The 15857-nt window shown below is 71.2% G+C and carries 14 protein-coding genes; 5 read left to right on the top strand and 9 right to left on the bottom strand.

The genetic code is table 11. From position 1 onward, the window contains the following. Window positions 1–86: 86 nt before the first annotated feature. Window positions 87–1937: a polyprenyl diphosphate synthase gene (uppS, locus tag ACWD26_RS25535; protein ID WP_451273819.1), complete on the top strand. Its 1851-nt coding sequence runs from the start codon at window positions 87–89 to the stop codon at window positions 1935–1937. A gap of 60 nt (window positions 1938–1997) precedes the next feature. On the opposite strand, the gene ACWD26_RS25530 is transcribed toward uppS, so the two are convergent. Next, complete coding sequence (locus ACWD26_RS25530; RefSeq protein WP_451273817.1) at window positions 1998–2897, bottom strand: hypothetical protein; 900 nt, start codon at window positions 2895–2897, stop codon at window positions 1998–2000. Beyond that, window positions 2894–4009, bottom strand: coding sequence for an SPFH domain-containing protein (locus tag ACWD26_RS25525; protein WP_451273815.1), 1116 nt, complete (start codon window positions 4007–4009; stop codon window positions 2894–2896). Before ACWD26_RS25525 ends, ACWD26_RS25530 begins: the two co-directional genes overlap by 4 nt. Before the next feature lie 161 nt (window positions 4010–4170). Here ACWD26_RS25525 and ACWD26_RS25520 point away from each other — a divergent pair, with 161 nt between their 5' ends. Together ACWD26_RS25520 and argF are read left to right on the top strand one after the other, a co-directional pair. After that, a complete protein-coding gene (locus ACWD26_RS25520; RefSeq protein ID WP_451273813.1) occupies window positions 4171–5394 on the top strand; it encodes an arginine deiminase in 1224 nt (407 codons plus the stop codon). 99 nt (window positions 5395–5493) lie between these two features. Beyond that, window positions 5494–6501 (top strand): ornithine carbamoyltransferase, encoded by a 1008-nt coding sequence (gene argF, locus ACWD26_RS25515; RefSeq protein ID WP_451273811.1) that lies wholly within the window; start codon window positions 5494–5496, stop codon window positions 6499–6501. Between the two features lie 11 nt (window positions 6502–6512). Here the strand turns inward: argF and ACWD26_RS25510 are convergent, their stop codons facing one another. After that, entirely contained in the window at window positions 6513–6977 is a 465-nt protein-coding gene (locus ACWD26_RS25510; protein WP_451273809.1) for an ATP-binding protein, read from the bottom strand. A gap of 290 nt (window positions 6978–7267) precedes the next feature. On the opposite strand from ACWD26_RS25510, the gene ACWD26_RS25505 reads away from it, so the two are divergent. Together ACWD26_RS25505 and ACWD26_RS25500 are read left to right on the top strand one after the other, a co-directional pair. Continuing rightward, complete coding sequence (locus tag ACWD26_RS25505; RefSeq protein ID WP_451273807.1) at window positions 7268–8095, top strand: enoyl-CoA hydratase family protein; 828 nt, start codon at window positions 7268–7270, stop codon at window positions 8093–8095. Beyond that, the gene (locus ACWD26_RS25500) at window positions 8080–10497 is read left to right on the top strand and encodes a bifunctional salicylyl-CoA 5-hydroxylase/oxidoreductase (RefSeq protein ID WP_451273805.1); all 2418 of its coding nucleotides are present in this window, start codon (window positions 8080–8082) and stop codon (window positions 10495–10497) included. Before ACWD26_RS25505 ends, ACWD26_RS25500 begins: the two co-directional genes overlap by 16 nt. Before the next feature lie 92 nt (window positions 10498–10589). On the opposite strand, the gene ACWD26_RS25495 is transcribed toward ACWD26_RS25500, so the two are convergent. Genes ACWD26_RS25495 through ACWD26_RS25470 form a run of 6 tightly spaced genes read right to left on the bottom strand, consistent with a single transcriptional unit; the run spans window position 10590 to window position 15813 of the window. Then, window positions 10590–11810 (bottom strand): sulfate adenylyltransferase subunit 1, encoded by a 1221-nt coding sequence (locus tag ACWD26_RS25495; protein WP_451273803.1) that lies wholly within the window; start codon window positions 11808–11810, stop codon window positions 10590–10592. Between the two features lie 2 nt (window positions 11811–11812). Continuing rightward, window positions 11813–12715, bottom strand: coding sequence for a sulfate adenylyltransferase subunit CysD (gene cysD / locus ACWD26_RS25490; RefSeq protein WP_451273801.1), 903 nt, complete (start codon window positions 12713–12715; stop codon window positions 11813–11815). Continuing rightward, window positions 12712–13272: an adenylyl-sulfate kinase gene (gene cysC, locus ACWD26_RS25485; RefSeq protein WP_451273799.1), complete on the bottom strand. Its 561-nt coding sequence runs from the start codon at window positions 13270–13272 to the stop codon at window positions 12712–12714. Before cysC ends, cysD begins: the two co-directional genes overlap by 4 nt. Beyond that, the gene (locus tag ACWD26_RS25480) at window positions 13269–14513 is read right to left on the bottom strand and encodes a glycosyltransferase family 4 protein (RefSeq protein WP_451273797.1); all 1245 of its coding nucleotides are present in this window, start codon (window positions 14511–14513) and stop codon (window positions 13269–13271) included. Before ACWD26_RS25480 ends, cysC begins: the two co-directional genes overlap by 4 nt. Then, window positions 14510–14935: a hypothetical protein gene (locus ACWD26_RS25475; RefSeq protein WP_451273795.1), complete on the bottom strand. Its 426-nt coding sequence runs from the start codon at window positions 14933–14935 to the stop codon at window positions 14510–14512. The genes ACWD26_RS25480 and ACWD26_RS25475 overlap by 4 nt, the downstream gene beginning before the upstream one ends. After that, entirely contained in the window at window positions 14917–15813 is an 897-nt protein-coding gene (locus tag ACWD26_RS25470; protein WP_451273793.1) for a sulfotransferase family protein, read from the bottom strand. Before ACWD26_RS25470 ends, ACWD26_RS25475 begins: the two co-directional genes overlap by 19 nt. Window positions 15814–15857 lie beyond the last annotated feature (44 nt).

Here is a 15857-nt window from a genome sequence, read left to right as displayed (position 1 = left end):
GGGACAACGATCGCAGCCAATCGCGGGCGATCGCTGTCACCCGAGCCGGTCCCATCGGTCCCATTCGAAGGTATGTGGGGTTCCCCATGCGTCGCACCACCACGCGGTCCGGAACGCGGTCCGGGCGAGAGCGATCGGCGCTCGACGCCGCGTACGACGAGTGCCGCCGCCTGGTCCGCACGACCCGGCCCACCGAGTACGCCCTGATGCAGCTCATGCCCCCGGCGGTACGCCCCGCCTGCTGGGCCCTCTACGCGGCTCTCGCGTCCGCCGACGACCTGCTCGACTCCACCGAAAGCACCCCCGAGGAGCGCAGTCTCCGGCTCCAGGAGTGGCGGGCGGCGCTGGAGGCCGATCTGGCGAGCGGCACCAGCGAGGACCCGATCCGGCTCGCGCTGACCGACGCGGTGTGGCACTGGGGGCTGGACATCGGTGATCTGCTGGGCGCGCTCGACGCGGTCCAGCGGGACGACGGCCGCGAGGGTGTCGAGACCTGGCGGGAGTGGCGTGAGCGCGCCCACGCCCAGAACGTCAGCTGGCCCGAGCAGCTCATGCGGATGCTGGTGCGCAGCGGACTGCCCGTCCCCGTGCGGCTCCGCGACCTCCCGGGCTTCACCCGCTTCGTGGACGGGCTGTTCCTCACCGACATGCTCCGCGATCTGCCCGAGGACCTCGACGGAGGGCACGTGTGGCTCCCCGCCGAGGTCCTCGACCGCTTCCACGTCACCCCGGCCGAGCTGATCTCCCGCGAGTGGACCCCCGCCGTCCGACAGCTGGTCGCCCACCTCGCCGGTCAGGCCCGGGAATGGCTGGAGAACTCCCGCCGGGCACTGCGCGACACCCTGCCGCTGGGCCCCGCCATCGTGCTCGACACCGCCGTCGAACTGTTCGGCGCGGAGCTGGACGCGTTCGTACGGGCCGGCTCGGCCGCACTGCACCGGCAGGTCCGCGTCCCCCGGCACACCGAGTGGCGGATCCTCGGCCCGGCCCGGGCGCGCGCGGCCCTGGTGTGGCGGCTGACGCTGCCGCCCGGCAGGGACGACTCCCCGGCGAGGACGGCGGCCACGGACGCGACGTCACGCGCCGACGGCACCGTGGACGACTCGGCATCGGGCCCGTTCACCGGCCCGGAGCGGCACACCACGCGGATCGCCGAGCCGCCCCTGCCGCCGCGCCCGCACCGCGACGGCGCGCGCCCGCCGACCATAACCGCCGCCCACATGCCGCGACACGTGGCGATCGTGATGGACGGCAACGGCCGCTGGGCCACGGGTCTGGGACTGCCCCGCGACGAGGGCCATCGCGCGGGAGCGGTCGCGCTCCGCGACGTCGTCCAGGGCGCCCTGGAAATCGGGCTCTCCCACCTCACCGTCTACGCCTTCTCCACCGAGAACTGGAAGCGTTCGCCGGACGAGATCTCCAAACTCTTCGCGATCATGCGCGCCGAACTCCTCGACGGCGAGCTGCTGGACCACGACGTACGCCTGCGCTGGGTGGGTTCCCCCGACGGCCTCCCAGAGGACGTGGTGGAGGTACTCCGCAGTCAGGAGCACGCCACCCGCCACCGCACCGGCCTGACCCTCAACATCTGCGTCAACTACGGCGGCCGCGCCGAACTAGCCCAGGCGGGCGCGGCGTTGGCCCGCGCCGCACTTGCCGGCGAGGTCGATCCCGCCCGGGTCTCCGAGCAGCTCTTCGCCGCCCATCTGCCCCACCACGCCATGCCCGACGTCGACCTCCTCTGGCGCACCAGCGGCGAGATCCGCACCTCCAACTTCCTGCCCTGGCACGCCCACTACGCCGAACTCCACTTCACCGACCAGCCCTGGCCCGAGGTGGACCGCCGCGACCTGTGGGAGGCGATGGTCGCCTACACCCACCGCAAGCGCCGCAAGGGCGCCGCGTCGGCGCCGGCGCCTGCGGACGGGGCCGAGTAACAGAGCTCGGGGGCGCGGGTTCGTGGGCGGGTGCGGGCCCGGTGGGGGCGACTCGCCGCGTCAGCCCACCAACCGCAGCCGAACCCCCGCCACCCCCACCCGCACCGTCTGCCCCCACGTCAGCTCCAGCGCATCCCCCTCCATCCCGTCCCCGAACGCGATGAGCCGGTCCGACTCGACCGTCAGGCGGAGCTGGGCGGCCGCCGCCAACTGCCCGGCGACCAGGGACGTCCCGGTGGCCGGGGAGGGCCAGGCCTCGCGGACGAACCACAGGAGGCGGGCCTCGTCGGGGCCGGGGAGGGGCAGGTCGCTCGCGCGCTCCTGCCAGACCGAGCGGATCCACCCGCTCGCCCCCGTCCCCGTCCCGACGAGCACCCCGGACGAGGCCTGGGGCTCGACGGCACCCCTGTCGCCGTCGAGCCCCAGGCGGTACCGGGCGGTCTGGTGCCCCGCCGCACCGACGTAGATCTCGTTGAGCGCCACCAGCCGCTGCGTGTCGTCGGCGACCGCCTCGACCATGGTCAACTCATCGGCCGACACCGCCGACCGGAGGGCGGAGGACAGCAACGTGCCCGCCTGGTCGGGACGGTGACGCACCAGCACCCCAGGATTGCGCCGTGGATCCGGGTTGATCCCCACCACCGGCTGCCCCGCCAGGTACTTGGCGACATTGGCCACCAGCCCGTCCTGCCCCACGACGACCACGACGTCCTCGGGGGCGAACAGAAACCGGTCCAGGTCCCCGCGCTCCACCCGCGCCTGACGCCAGGTCAGCGGCACCGAGGACGTGACCTCGGCCAGCGCGCCCCGCTCCCGCCGGTGCCGCTCGGCCACATCCTCGATGTCCCGCCCCCGGGACCGCAGGAAGAAGGCGGCCTGCCCGTGCGTACCGTGCCGGGCCACCAACTCCTCGTACTCGGTGGTGCGATGGACCAGCACCACCCGCGGCGCGAGACTCACGCCGCGCCCCCTTGGCCGCCCGCCCCGCCCAGCCTGGAGAGCAGCCCGGTCAGCACGTCCGGCGACACCGTCACGCTCTCGATCCGCGGCAGGTTCTCCGCGAGCCGTGTCCCGGTCAGCGCGTGCAGCGTCGCCGCGTCCACCTCGCCGTGCACCCGCAGCCACGCCGCCTGCGCCTCGGCCCGGGCCTCACCGACGGCCCGCGCGGCCCGCGCCTCCGCCTCGGCCAGCTTGACCTGCCGCGCGGCCTCCGCGTCGGCGAGCCTCACACTCCGCGCGGCCTCCGCCTCGGCCAGGCGCACGGTCCGCTCGGCCTCCGCCTCGGTCAGCCGCACCGTCCGGGCGGCCTCCGCGCCCGCCTTCACCGCGTCCGCGGCGGCCTTCTCCTCCGCCTCCCGCCGCGCGTTCGTGCCCCGCTGCTCGACCAACCGCTCCTCGCGCCGGGCGAGTTCGATCTGGCTGGCCAGCTCGTTCTCGGCGATGGCCCGCTCCCGCTCGACGGCCACCGCGCGGCGCTCGTACGTCGCCCGGTCCGCCTCCTGCTGGATCTGCTCCCGGGCCGGCGTGCGCAGCGCCCGCTCGACCTCGGGCTCGGGCCGCAGCGCCACCACGCGTACGGCCACGATCTCGATCCCGGTGGCCGGCAGCCGCGGCTCGGCCGCGAGCCCGCTCGCCACCCGCTCCCGGACCGCCGCGACCCCGTCGACCAGGGCCGACGCCAGCGTCGTACGGGCCAGCACGTCCAGCGCGTGCTGCTGGGCCGTCTCCGTCAGCAGCGTCGACAACTGCTCCAGGGGAGCGCCGCGCCAGACACCCGTGTCGGGGTCGATGGAGAAGTCGAGCCGGGCGGCGGCGATCGCCGGGTCGCTCACCCGGTAGGTCACCGTCGCCTGCACCGCCACGTCCTGGAAGTCGGACGTACGGGCATGGAAGGTCATCGCCAGCTCTCGGTCGTCCACCGGGATCTCGGAGAGCGCGGCGCTCAGCGACCGGTACCAGAAGCTCAGCCCCGGGCCCTCGTGCACGAGCCGCCCGGAGCGGTGGTGATGGATGTGCGCGGTGGGCGCCCCGCGCAGATGCCGCCAGCCGAGCCGCCTGGTGATGTCGGCCATGGATGATCCCCCTCGTGACGACTGTGCGACACTGGTTAGTGTCACTTAGACGATAATGGAGCGACCCCCTTATCGTCAAGGGGACGATATGGAGGAGTCGGATGGATTCCGATTCGGCCGACCGGTGGGTGAACACGCGCCCGAATGGTCAGGATGAGGACATGGGATTCCATGTCGACTCCGAGGCCGGGCGCCTGCGCCGCGTCATCCTGCACCGGCCGGATCTTGAGCTCAAAAGGCTCACCCCCAGCAACAAGACCGCGCTGCTCTTCGACGACGTGCTGTGGGTGCGCCGGGCGCGCGCCGAGCACGACGGTTTCGCCGACGTGCTGCGTGACCGAGGGGTCACCGTCCACCTCTTCGGCGACCTCCTCACCGACGTCATGCGGATTCCGCGGGCCCGGGAACTCGTCCTGGACCGCGTCTTCGACGAGAAGGAGTACGGCCCGCTCGCCACGGACCACCTCAGGGCCGCCTTCGAGTCGCTGCCCCTCGCCGAGCTGGTCGAGGCCCTGATCGGCGGCATGACCAAACGCGAGTTCCTCGACGCGCACATGGAGCCGACCTCCGTCCGCTTCCATGTCATGGAGCTCGACGAATTCCTTCTCGACCCGCTCCCCAACCACCTCTTCACCCGGGACACCTCCGCCTGGATCTACGACGGGGTCTCCATCAACGCCATGCGCTGGCCGGCCCGCCAGCGCGAGACCGTCCACTTCGAGGCGATCTACCGGCACCACCCCCTCTTCCGTGACGAAACGTTCCAGGTCTGGTCGGAGGGGCAGGCCGACTACCCCTCGACCATCGAGGGCGGTGACGTCCTCGTCATCGGCAACGGCGCCGTCCTCATCGGCATGAGCGAGCGCACCACCCCGCAGGCCGTCGAGATGCTCGCCCACAAGCTCTTCGCCGCCGGCTCCGCGCAGACCATCGTGGCCCTCGACATGCCGAAGCGGCGGGCCTTCATGCACCTCGACACCGTCATGACCATGGTCGACGGCGACACCTTCACCCAGTACGCCGGCCTCGGCATGCTCCGCTCGTACACCATCGAACCCGGCGTCGGAGAGAAGGAGCTCAAGGTCACCGACCACCCGCCGGAGCACATGCACCGCGCGATCGCCGCCGCGCTCGGCCTGAACGAGATCCGGGTGCTGACCGCCACGCAGGACGTCCACGCCGCCGAACGCGAGCAGTGGGACGACGGCTGCAACGTCCTCGCCGTCGAGCCGGGCGTCGTCGTCGCCTACGAGCGCAACGCCACCACCAACACGCATCTGCGCAAACAGGGCATCGAGGTGATCGAGATCCCGGGGAGCGAGCTGGGGCGGGGGAGGGGTGGGCCACGCTGTATGAGCTGCCCGGTGGAGAGATCGGCCGTATAGCGATACGCCCACGGAGGGGCCGTATAGAAATGTGGGACGTCGTATAGACTTCCAGTCTCCTGAAGGCTGTCCCTGCCGTCCTCGACCCTGGAGCGCCCCATGGCGACTGTCCCCCACGCCCTCGCCGGGCGCCATTTCCTCAAGGAGCTGGACTTCACCGCGGAGGAGTTCCGCGGGCTGATAGAGCTGGCCGCTGAGCTGAAGGCGGCCAAGAAGGCCGGGGCGGAGACCCAGTACCTGCGGGGCCGGAACATCGCGCTCATCTTCGAGAAGACCTCGACGCGCACCCGCTGCGCGTTCGAGGTCGCCGCGGCCGACCAGGGCGCCCGGACGACGTACCTCGACCCGTCCGGCTCGCAGATGGGCCACAAGGAGTCCGTGCGCGACACGGCACGGGTGCTCGGCCGGATGTTCGACGCCATCGAGTACCGAGGGGACAGCCAGGCGAACGTCGAGGAGCTGGCCGTGTACGCGGGGGTGCCCGTCTACAACGGTCTCACCGACGACTGGCACCCCACCCAGATGCTCGCCGACGTGATGACCATGACCGAGCACAGCGCCAAGCCGCTCGACGAGATGGTCTTCGCCTACCTCGGCGACGCCCGCTTCAACATGGGCAACTCGTACCTGGTCACCGGGGCGCTGCTCGGGATGGACGTCCGGATCGTCGCCCCGCGGGCCTACTGGCCGGCCGAGGAGATCGTCACCCACGCGCGCAAGCTCGCGGAGATCAGCGGGGCGCGGATCACGCTCACCGAGGATGTCCACGAGGGCGTGGCCGGGGCCGATTTCGTGGCGACCGACGTCTGGGTCTCCATGGGGGAGCCGAAGGAGGTCTGGGACGAGCGCATCGGGGCGCTCGCGCCGTACGCCGTGACCATGGACGTCCTGCGGGCCACCGGCAACGCGGACGTCAAGTTCCTGCACTGCCTGCCGGCCTTCCACGACCTCGGCACGAAGGTGGGGCGCGAGATCCACGAGCGCCACGGGCTGGACTCGCTGGAGGTCACGGACGAGGTGTTCGAGTCGTCGCACTCCGTCGTCTTCGACGAGGCGGAGAATCGGCTGCACACGATCAAGGCGGTGCTGGTGGCGACGCTGGGCTGAGGGCCGCTTGCCTATGCGTGGCGGCGCTGGGGCGGCACTGTCGGGAGGCGGAACCAGACCGCTTTGCCCGAGTCCGTGGGGCGGTGGCCGCAGGCGGAGCTGAGGGCGCGGATGAGGAGCAGGCCGCGGCCGTGTTCCTGCCAGGGGTCGGGCTCGATGTGGCCCGGGGTGGTCAGGTCGCCCGGGGGTGCCGGGTCGGGGTCGTGGACCTCGACCTTGCAGCCCGAGGGCCGTAGCTCGACGACCAGCTCTATCGGCCCGTCCCCGGTCGCGTGCTCGATCGCGTTCGCGACCAGCTCCGCCGTGAGCAGTTCCGCCGTGTCGCAGTCCGTCCCGTGCTCCAGCTCGGTCAGCGCCGTACGGACCAACGCGCGGGCCACGGGCACGGCCGCGGCGGTGTGCGGCAGCGCGATGCGCCAGGAGGCGGGGGCGGAGGGCTCTTGCAAGGCGGTGGATCCGTTCATGGAGCAGGTCATGGCTCGTCCTGCTTTCAACGTTACGAATGGTACGGCGCGGACCGGCCGGGTCGCTCGGCGGGCGCCGTACGGGACCGTTGGCCCCGTTGCCAGCCGGTCTACCCAGGGCAACGCTCCGCCGCGCACGACCGAGCCCGTCGTTACCGGCCTGTCGAACGTCCGTGACCGAGTCACGGAGGCCGGCGCCCCCCTATCGCGGACTCGTGACGACAGTCAGATATCGGTGATAACTTCGTGAGGATGGGAAAGTAGCCGCAGCGTCGAGGTAGCCCTCGAGGAGGCCGCCCGCCATGAGTCCCTTCACCGGCTCCGCCGCCCGCACCTCCGACTGGCGGCATCTGAGGTGCGCGTTCGACGACGGTGTCGCCACCGTCACCCTCGCCCGCCCCGAGAAGCTCAACGCCCTCACCTTCGGCGCCTACGCCGACCTGCGTGATCTGCTCGCCGAACTCTCCCGGGAGAAGTCCGTACGGGCCCTGGTGCTGGCCGGCGAGGGACGCGGCTTCTGCTCCGGCGGCGACGTGGACGAGATCATCGGCGCGACCCTCGCCATGGACACCGCGCAACTGCTCGACTTCAACCGCATGACCGGGCAGGTCGTCCGGGCCGTCCGCGAGTGCCCCTTCCCGGTGATCGCCGCCGTGCACGGCGTGGCCGCCGGAGCCGGCGCGGTCCTCGCCCTTGCCGCCGACTTCCGCGTGGCCGACCCCACCGCCCGCTTCTCCTTCCTCTTCACCCGCGTCGGCCTCTCCGGCGGCGACATGGGCGCCGCCTACCTCCTGCCCCGCGTCGTCGGCCTCGGCCACGCCACCCGCCTCCTCATGCTCGGCGACCCCGTCCACGCCCCCGAAGCCGAACGCATCGGCCTCATCAGCCGGCTCACGGACGAGGGCACCGCCGACGAGACCGCGCAGACACTGGCCCGCCGCCTGGCAGAGGGCCCGGCCCTGGCGTACGCCCAGACGAAGGCCCTGCTGACAGCCGAACTGGACATGCCCCTGTCAGCGTCCGTGGAACTGGACGCGGCGACCCAGGCCCTCCTGATGAACGGCGAGGACTACGCGGAATTCCACGCGGCGTTCACAGAAAAACGCGCCCCGAAATGGCAGGGCCGCTGATGCGGACCTCGCCTCTCATGCCGACTCCAGGGGCAGCAGAGTCAGGGGCGCGGGGCGTTGTCGATATGCGGCTCCGCCGCGGGGCGCGACCAGCCACGAACTACCCGCAGTCGCCGAAGCGCCTCAGCCACCCCACCCGAATCGCGATCATCGGCGGCGGCCCCGGCGGCCTCTACGCCGCCGCCCTCCTCAAACGCCTGAACCCGACCCGCGAGATAACCGTCTGGGAACGCAACGCCCCCGACGACACCTTCGGCTTCGGCGTCGTCCTCTCCGACGAAACCCTCGGCGGCATAGAACACGCCGACCCCCAGGTCTACGAGGCCCTCCAGCAACACTTCACCCGCTGGGACGACATCGATATCGTCCACCGAGGCACCCGCCACACCTCCGGAGGACACGGCTTCGCCGCCCTCGGCCGCCGCCGACTCCTCCAGATCCTCCACGACCGCTGCCGCGCTCTCGGCGTGGAACTCCGCTTCAGCACCGAGGCCCCGTACCCGGAGTGGCTCTGCGAGACATATGACCTGGTCATCGCGGCGGACGGCGTGCACAGCGCCACCCGCGAGGCGTACGCGGAGGTGTTCCGACCGTCCGTCGAGGAACACCGCTGCCGCTACATCTGGCTCGCCGCCGACTTCGCCTTCGAGGCGTTCCGCTTCGAGATCGCCGAGACCGAGCACGGCGTGATGCAGCTGCACGGCTACCCCTACGCGCCGGACGCCTCCACCGTCATCGTGGAGATGCGCGAGGAGGTGTGGCGGGCCGCCGGGTTCGACGGGACGGACGAGCGGGAGTCGGTCGAGCGGTGCGCCAAGCTCTTCGCGGACACGCTCGGCGGACGACCGCTGAAGTCCAACAAGTCAGCCTGGACGACCTTCCGCACGGTCGTCAACGAGCGCTGGTCGCACGGCAATCTGGTGCTCCTCGGCGACGCCGCGCACACCGCGCACTTCTCCATCGGCTCCGGCACGAAGCTCGCCGTCGAGGACGCGCTGGCGCTGGCGGCCTGCCTGGAGGAACAGCCTGATCTGGAACGGGCGTTGACGGCCTACGAGCAGGAACGGCGACCCGTCGTCGCCTCGACCCAGCGGGCGGCACGGGCCAGCCTGGAGTGGTTCGAGAACCTCGGACTCCACCTCGACCGGCCCGCCCGGCAGTTCGCGTTCAACCTCCTCACCCGCAGCCGCCGCGTCACCCACGACAACCTCCGCCTGCGCGACCCGCGCTTCACCGGCGCGGTGGAGCGGGAGTTCGGCTGCCCGCCCGGAACACCCCCCATGTTCACCCCGTTCCGGCTGCGCGGCCTGACCCTGCGCAACCGGGTCGTCGTGTCCCCCATGGACATGTACTCGGCGACCGACGGCGTCCCCGGCGACTTCCACCTCGTCCATCTGGGCGCCCGCGCCCTCGGCGGTGCCGGGCTGGTGATGACCGAGATGGTGTGCGTCAGCCCCGAGGGCCGGATCACCCCGGGGTGCGCCGGGCTCTGGAACTCCCGGCAGGCCGAGGCCTGGCGCCGCACGGTGAGGTTCGTGCACGAGCAGGCGCCGGGCACGGCCATCGGCCTCCAACTGGGCCACTCCGGCCGCAAGGGCTCGACCAAGCTGATGTGGGAGGGCATCGACGACCCCCTGGACGCGGGCAACTGGCCCCTCGCGGCGGCCTCCCCGATCCCGTACAGGCCCGGCAGTCAGACCCCGCGCGAGCTGTCCCGCGCCCAACTCACCGACATCCGCGAGCAGTTCACGTCGGCTGCCTGCCGTGCCGCCCGCAGCGGGTTCGACCTCCTCGAACTCCACTGCGCGCACGGCTACTTGCTCTCCGGTTTCCTCTCACCACTGACGAACCGCCGCACCGACCGCTACGGCGGCTCCCTCGACCACCGGCTCCGCTTCCCCCTCGAAGTCTTCGACGCGGTACGGGCGGTGTGGCCGGAGGAGCGGCCCATGACCGTCCGTATCTCCGCGACCGACTGGGCGGACGGGGGCACCACCGCCGAGGACGCCGTCGAGATCGCCCGGGCCTTCGCCGCGCACGGCGCCGACGCGGTCGACGTCTCCACCGGGCAGGTCGTCGCCGACGAACGGCCCGAGTACGGGCGCTCGTACCAGACCCCCTTCGCGGACCGCATCCGGCACGAGGTGGGGGTGCCGGTGATCGCCGTCGGCGCCATCTCCTCCTGGGACGACGTCAACTCCCTGATCCTGGCGGGCCGCACCGACCTCTGCGCCCTGGGCCGCCCCCACCTGTACGACCCCCACTGGACCCTCCACGCCGCCGCCGAGCAGGGCTACGAGGGGCCCGGCGTGACCTGGCCCGCCCCTTACCGCGCGGGCAGTCGCCGCCCCAACACGGGCCGCACGGACGCCCCGAAGCCCCGGCTGACACTGCCCCGGTAGAGGCTCGCGGATGCTGCCGAGCAGCTCGGGACCCGCCTGCCGTACGGCGGCTGCGGCTCGGACGTGGCTGATCGCGCGGTTCCCCGCGCCCCTCACGGGGCGTGGCTCAGCTCGACCATCCCCGCGGTGAGTGTCGCCCCGTCCGCCGGGTCCACCAGGATGAACGCCCCGGTCCGCCGCACATCCGCGTAGTCGTCCAACGCCAACGGCTCAGCCGTACGCAACACAACGCGCCCCAGGTCGTTCGCGGCCAACGACTCGGCCCCGCCCAGCTCTTTGACGATCGCCTTGACCGTGCGGGTGGTGTGCCGGAGCAGCACGCGGTCGCCCACGCGCAGCGGGCGCTCGGCCAGGTGGCAGACAGCCGCCCGAACGTCCCGCGTCAGCGCCGGCCGGGCCTCACCCGTGGTGATCATGTCGCCCCGCGACACGTCCCGCTGGTCCGCCAGTCGCACACTGATCGACTGCGGCGCGTACGCGACCCGCGCCGCCTCACCCAGGACGTCGATCCCCATGATCTCGGAGCTCTCACCGGACGGATGGACCGTCACCCGGTCGCCCACCCGCAGCGCCCCCGACACCAACTGCCCCGCGTAGTACCGGACTTCGTCATGGCGGATCACGTACTGGACGGGGAAGCGGGCCGGAGCGTCCGTCGCCTCCACCCCCACCGGAACGCTCTCCAGGAACTCCAGGAGCGCCGGACCGTCGTACCAGTCCATCCGCCCGGACCGGTCGACGACGTTGTCACCGACCAGCGCCGAGACCGGGATCGACGTGAAGCCGGTCAGCCCCAGCTCGTCGGCGTGCCGCGTGAAGTCCTCGACGATCCGCCGGAACTCCTTCTCCTCGTAGCCGACGAGGTCCATCTTGTTGACGGCGAGCACCACGTGCGGCACCCGCAGCAGCGCCGCCACGGCAGCGTGCCGCAGCGTCTGCTCGACGACCCCGTTGCGCGCGTCGACGAGGACGATCGCCAGCTCGGCCGTGGAGGCACCGGTCACCATGTTGCGGGTGTACTGCACATGCCCGGGGGTGTCGGCGAGGATGAACCGGCGGCGCGGCGTCGCGAAGTAGCGGTACGCCACGTCGATCGTGATGCCCTGCTCCCGCTCCGCCCGCAGACCGTCCGTCAGCAGCGCGAGATCCGGCGCCCCCTGGCCACGGCCGGCGGACACCCGCTCCACCGCCTCCATCTGGTCCGCCAGAACCGACTTGGAGTCGTGCAGCAGCCGCCCGACGAGCGTGGACTTGCCGTCGTCGACCGATCCGGCCGTCGCGAAGCGCAGGGTGTCGATGGTCATCGTGCTCATGCTCAGAAATACCCCTCGCGCTTGCGGTCCTCCATCGCGGCCTCCGACAGCTTGTCGTCCGCCCGCGTCGCGCCCCGCTCGGTCAGCCGGGAGGCCGCGATCTCGGCGATCACGGCGTCCAGCGTGGTCGCGTCCGAATCCACCGCGCCCGTGCAGGACATGTCACCGACCGTCCGGTACCGCACCTGCCGCTTCTCGACCGTCTCGTTCTCGCGCGGCCCGCCCCACTCGCCGGCGGTCAGCCACATCCCGCCGCGCATGAACACCTCGCGGTGGTGGGCGAAGTAGATCTCCGGCAGCTCGATGCCCTCACGGGCGATGTACTGCCAGACGTCCAGCTCGGTCCAGTTGGACAGCGGGAAGACACGCACATGCTCCCCAGGCGCGTGCCGCCCGTTGTACAGCTGCCACAGCTCCGGCCGCTGCCGGCGCGGGTCCCACTGCGAGAACTCGTCCCGCAGCGAGAACACCCGCTCCTTGGCGCGCGCCTTCTCCTCGTCGCGGCGGCCACCGCCGAACACCGCGTCGAAGCGCTCGCTCTGGATCCTCTCCGTCAACGGCACGGTCTGGAGGGGGTTCCGTGTCCCGTCGGGACGTTCCCGCAGCACACCGCGGTCGATGTAGTCCTGCACCGAGGCGACATGGAGCCGGAGCCCGTGCTTCGCCACCGTGCGGTCGCGGTATTCCAGGACCTCGGGGAAGTTGTGCCCGGTGTCCACGTGCAGCAGCGTGAAGGGGATCGCCGCCGGGGCGAAGGCCTTCAGCGCCAGGTGCAGCATGACGATGGAGTCCTTGCCGCCGGAGAAGAGGATCACCGGCCGCTCGAACTCGCCCGCCACCTCGCGGAATATATGGACGGCCTCGGATTCGAGAGCGTCCAGGTGGGACAGGGTGTGGACGGTCATACGATCCCCCGATCCGCGAGCAGCGCGTACACGCACGCGGCCGATTCGTCCGGCGTCTGGTTCTGCGTCGGCAGGACGAGCGCGGGGTCGGCCGGCGGCTCGTACGGGTCGTCGACACCGGTCAGGCCCTTGAGCTGACCGGCGGCCTGACGCGCGTACAGGCCCTTCACGTCGCGCTCGCTGCACACCTCGACCGGGGTGGCGACATGCACCTCGAAGTACGGGGTGCCGCTCACGTCGTGGCGCTTGCGCACGGCCTCGCGGCTGTCGGCGTACGGCGCGATGACGGGGACGACGGCCAGCACGCCGTTGCGGGCCAGGACCTCGGCGACCAGGCCGATGCGCTGGACGTTGGTGTTGCGGTCCTCGCGGGAGAAGCCGAGGCCGGCGGAGAGGAAGCGGCGGATCTCGTCACCGTCGAGGACCTCCACCCGATGCCCCTCGGACCGCAGCCGGCCGGCGAGGACGCGGGCGATCGTGGTCTTGCCCGCGCTCGGCAGTCCGGTGAGCCAGACCGTGGCTCCCTGGGCCTTTGACGCCCTGGACGAGGTGGTCATGCGTGCGTTCCTTTCGCGGCGCCGGCGGCGATGCCGTGCCGTTGGTCGTGGAGGGAGGTGAAGAGGGACTCCCAGCGGTGGTGGACGGAGTCCGGGCCGTAGGAGGCGGCCGTGAGGACCGCGGCCACGCCCATGTCGGCGCGCAGCGCCTCGTCGGCCATCAGCCTGGCCATGGCGTCGGCGAGCGCGTCGGGGTCCTCGGGCGCGACGAGCAGCCCGTCCACGCCGTGCGTCAGTACGTCGGCGGGGCCGGTCGGGCAGTCGAAGCTCACCACGGGAAGGGCGTGGCTCATCGCCTCGATCATCACCATCGGCAGTCCCTCGAAGCGTGAGCTGAGCACGTAGAAGGAGGCCTTGGCGAGTTCGTCGTCCAAGCGGTCGGTGTGTCCCATGAGGAAGACGTGATTGTAGAGATGGTGTTCTTCGATCAGGTTGCGAAGTTCCGACTTCTTCTCGCCGCTGCCGTAAATTCTCAGCTGCCAGTCGGGGAACGTTTCGACGAGCTTCGCCCAGGCCGGGATCAGCATGTCGAAGCCCTTCTGCGGGAAGAGCCGGCCGGCCGCCACCGCGATCCTCGACGCGGGGTCGGCGGGCGCCTGGTCGAGGGAGTGCACGGCGTTGGGGATGCGGACGACCTGCGTCCCGGGCAGGAGTTCGGCGTACTCGTCGCGGTCGCGCTCGGTGAGCACGGCGACCGTGGCGAAGCGCGGGTACGTCTCCTGGATGCGCCTTTGCACGTCGGGCTTGTGGGTGCCGAGGTTCATGTGTTCCTGGGCGACCCGCAGCACACCGGAGGTGGCGTGCTCGGCGGACAGGAAGTTCAGCGCGGGCCGGGTGGTGACCAGGATGCCGTCGGTCAACGACCGCATGTAGGCGATGAGTCGGTCCTCGACGTACTGGTTGAAGTAGCGGTAGCCGAACTCGCCCTTCGGGATGTGCCGGGCGGGCGCCTCCAGCAGCTCGCCGCGCTTGCGGTCGCGCCAGCGGGCGACCAGTCCGGACGGCGGGGTGTAGGCGCCCTCGCGCAGGTCGACGACCGTGGAGACCGCCACCCGGTCGTCGAGCGGGAACTGGATGTCGTCGCGGCGGCGCACCGCGCTGACGATCTCCACGCTCCAGCCCGCCGCCACGAGGGAGTTGGCCTGGTTCATCACCGTGCGGATGGTGCCGCCCCGTCCGTACGCGTGCAGCAGCAGGTACCGGATGTGGGGGCGTTGGGGGAGCGGACGACGGTCGGTCATGCGGAGCCTCCCGTGCGGCACTCCAGAGACAGGTTGTCCTTGATCGTGTAGTAGGGGCGCACCCGCAGGTCGCCGGTGCGCTGCTCCGGGTACACGAAGATCTTCTTCTTGCCGCGGATGTCGTCGAGGTGCTTCCCGGCCCGCAGTTCGACCACGCCGTCGGTGAGGTGGATGTCCCACTCCTCGACGGGCGCGTGGTCGAAGGCGGCGAGGTCGTCGACCGGCAGCTCGCTCTCGAACCGGTCGCCCTTGACATCGGCGGCGTAGCGCAGCTTGTGGTCGGTCCGGGCGCGGCGGGTGAGGACCAGCTGCCAGGTCCCTTCCGCCGGGAGGCCGTGGATGCGTCCCACGAGTCTGATGCGCCCGTCGCGCGGCCAGACCTCGGCTATCTCGGCGTGCGGCTTCACTTGCTGTAGCCCCACGCCCGGCACATCGGCCGGAGGATCTCCGGGATGTCGTCCTCGGTGGGGAGCGCGCGCCCGGCCTGCACCTGACCGGTCTTGATCTTGTCGCGCCAGTCACCGAGTCCCTTGACGACCTGTGCGTCGTCCTTCTTGCCGTAGTCCAGCATGGACGGCTCGAAGTCGATGCCGAGGAACGCGCACAGCCCCCGCATCTCCTTCTCGGCGTCGGCGGTGATGTCCTCGTAGCGCACGGTGTAGCCGCCGGTGGTGCCCTTCCGCGCCTTCTCGACGGCCCTCATGTAGCGCAGCGCGTCGGCGGCGGCCTCGTCGTAGGTGCGCTTGTCGGGGTCGCCCTCGTGCCACGACTGGGCGATGGAGACCGGGTGGCGCAGCAGGAAGACGAAGCGGGCGTCGGGCCAGCAGTCCCGGATGCGCTCGTAGACGAAGGCGTTGCTCGGGGTCTTCTCGACGACGAAGTCCTTGCCCGACTTGACCAGTTCGCGATGCATGACGCGGTCCCACAGCAGATGCTCCAGGTCGCCGCGCTCCAGGTCGAGGGCGCTCATCGCCTTCTGCGACAGCTTGCTCCCGTAGCCGACCTCCAGGCGGCGTATGTGCAGCTCGTGCGGGGAGTGCAGCCGCGAGTGCGCGTTGAGCAGCATCCGCAGCAGCGTGGAGCCGGAGCGCACCGGAGACATGATGAAGACCGGCTGCCTCAGCAACCGGTCCGTCGCCAGGTCCTCGGGAGCCGGACATCGGTACACCGCCGTGGGCTTCTTGGGCGCCGGCTTCGGCGCGGTGGCCTTGGGTGCGGCGGGCGCGGCCGGGGGGGCCTTGCGCACTTGCAGACCGGTGGTGGCGGTGAGTGCACGGTTCAGGTTGCGCATGAGACTCATGCGTCAGGATGGTAAGTAAGGATTCTAAGAAGATTGAAGGAGAA

The sequence above is a fragment of the Streptomyces sp. NPDC002787 genome, assembly GCF_053592095.1.
The sequence above is the reverse complement of the archived record's forward strand: the minus strand, read 5'-3'. Positions and strand labels throughout refer to the sequence as shown.

Excerpts from the sequence above, each read along its gene's own strand:
- uppS (WP_451273819.1), top strand. The coding sequence starts at position 87 with ATGCGTCGCACCACCACGCGGTCCGGAACGCGGTCCGGGCGAGAGCGA.
- ACWD26_RS25525 (WP_451273815.1), bottom strand. The coding sequence starts at position 4,009 with ATGGCCGACATCACCAGGCGGCTCGGCTGGCGGCATCTGCGCGGGGCG.
- ACWD26_RS25520 (WP_451273813.1), top strand. The coding sequence starts at position 4,171 with ATGGGATTCCATGTCGACTCCGAGGCCGGGCGCCTGCGCCGCGTCATC.
- argF (WP_451273811.1), top strand. The coding sequence starts at position 5,494 with ATGGCGACTGTCCCCCACGCCCTCGCCGGGCGCCATTTCCTCAAGGAG.
- ACWD26_RS25510 (WP_451273809.1), bottom strand. The coding sequence starts at position 6,977 with ATGACCTGCTCCATGAACGGATCCACCGCCTTGCAAGAGCCCTCCGCC.
- ACWD26_RS25505 (WP_451273807.1), top strand. The coding sequence starts at position 7,268 with ATGAGTCCCTTCACCGGCTCCGCCGCCCGCACCTCCGACTGGCGGCAT.
- ACWD26_RS25500 (WP_451273805.1), top strand. The coding sequence starts at position 8,080 with ATGGCAGGGCCGCTGATGCGGACCTCGCCTCTCATGCCGACTCCAGGG.
- ACWD26_RS25495 (WP_451273803.1), bottom strand. The coding sequence starts at position 11,810 with ATGAGCACGATGACCATCGACACCCTGCGCTTCGCGACGGCCGGATCG.
- cysD (WP_451273801.1), bottom strand. The coding sequence starts at position 12,715 with ATGACCGTCCACACCCTGTCCCACCTGGACGCTCTCGAATCCGAGGCC.
- cysC (WP_451273799.1), bottom strand. The coding sequence starts at position 13,272 with ATGACCACCTCGTCCAGGGCGTCAAAGGCCCAGGGAGCCACGGTCTGG.
- ACWD26_RS25480 (WP_451273797.1), bottom strand. The coding sequence starts at position 14,513 with ATGACCGACCGTCGTCCGCTCCCCCAACGCCCCCACATCCGGTACCTG.
- ACWD26_RS25470 (WP_451273793.1), bottom strand. The coding sequence starts at position 15,813 with ATGAGTCTCATGCGCAACCTGAACCGTGCACTCACCGCCACCACCGGT.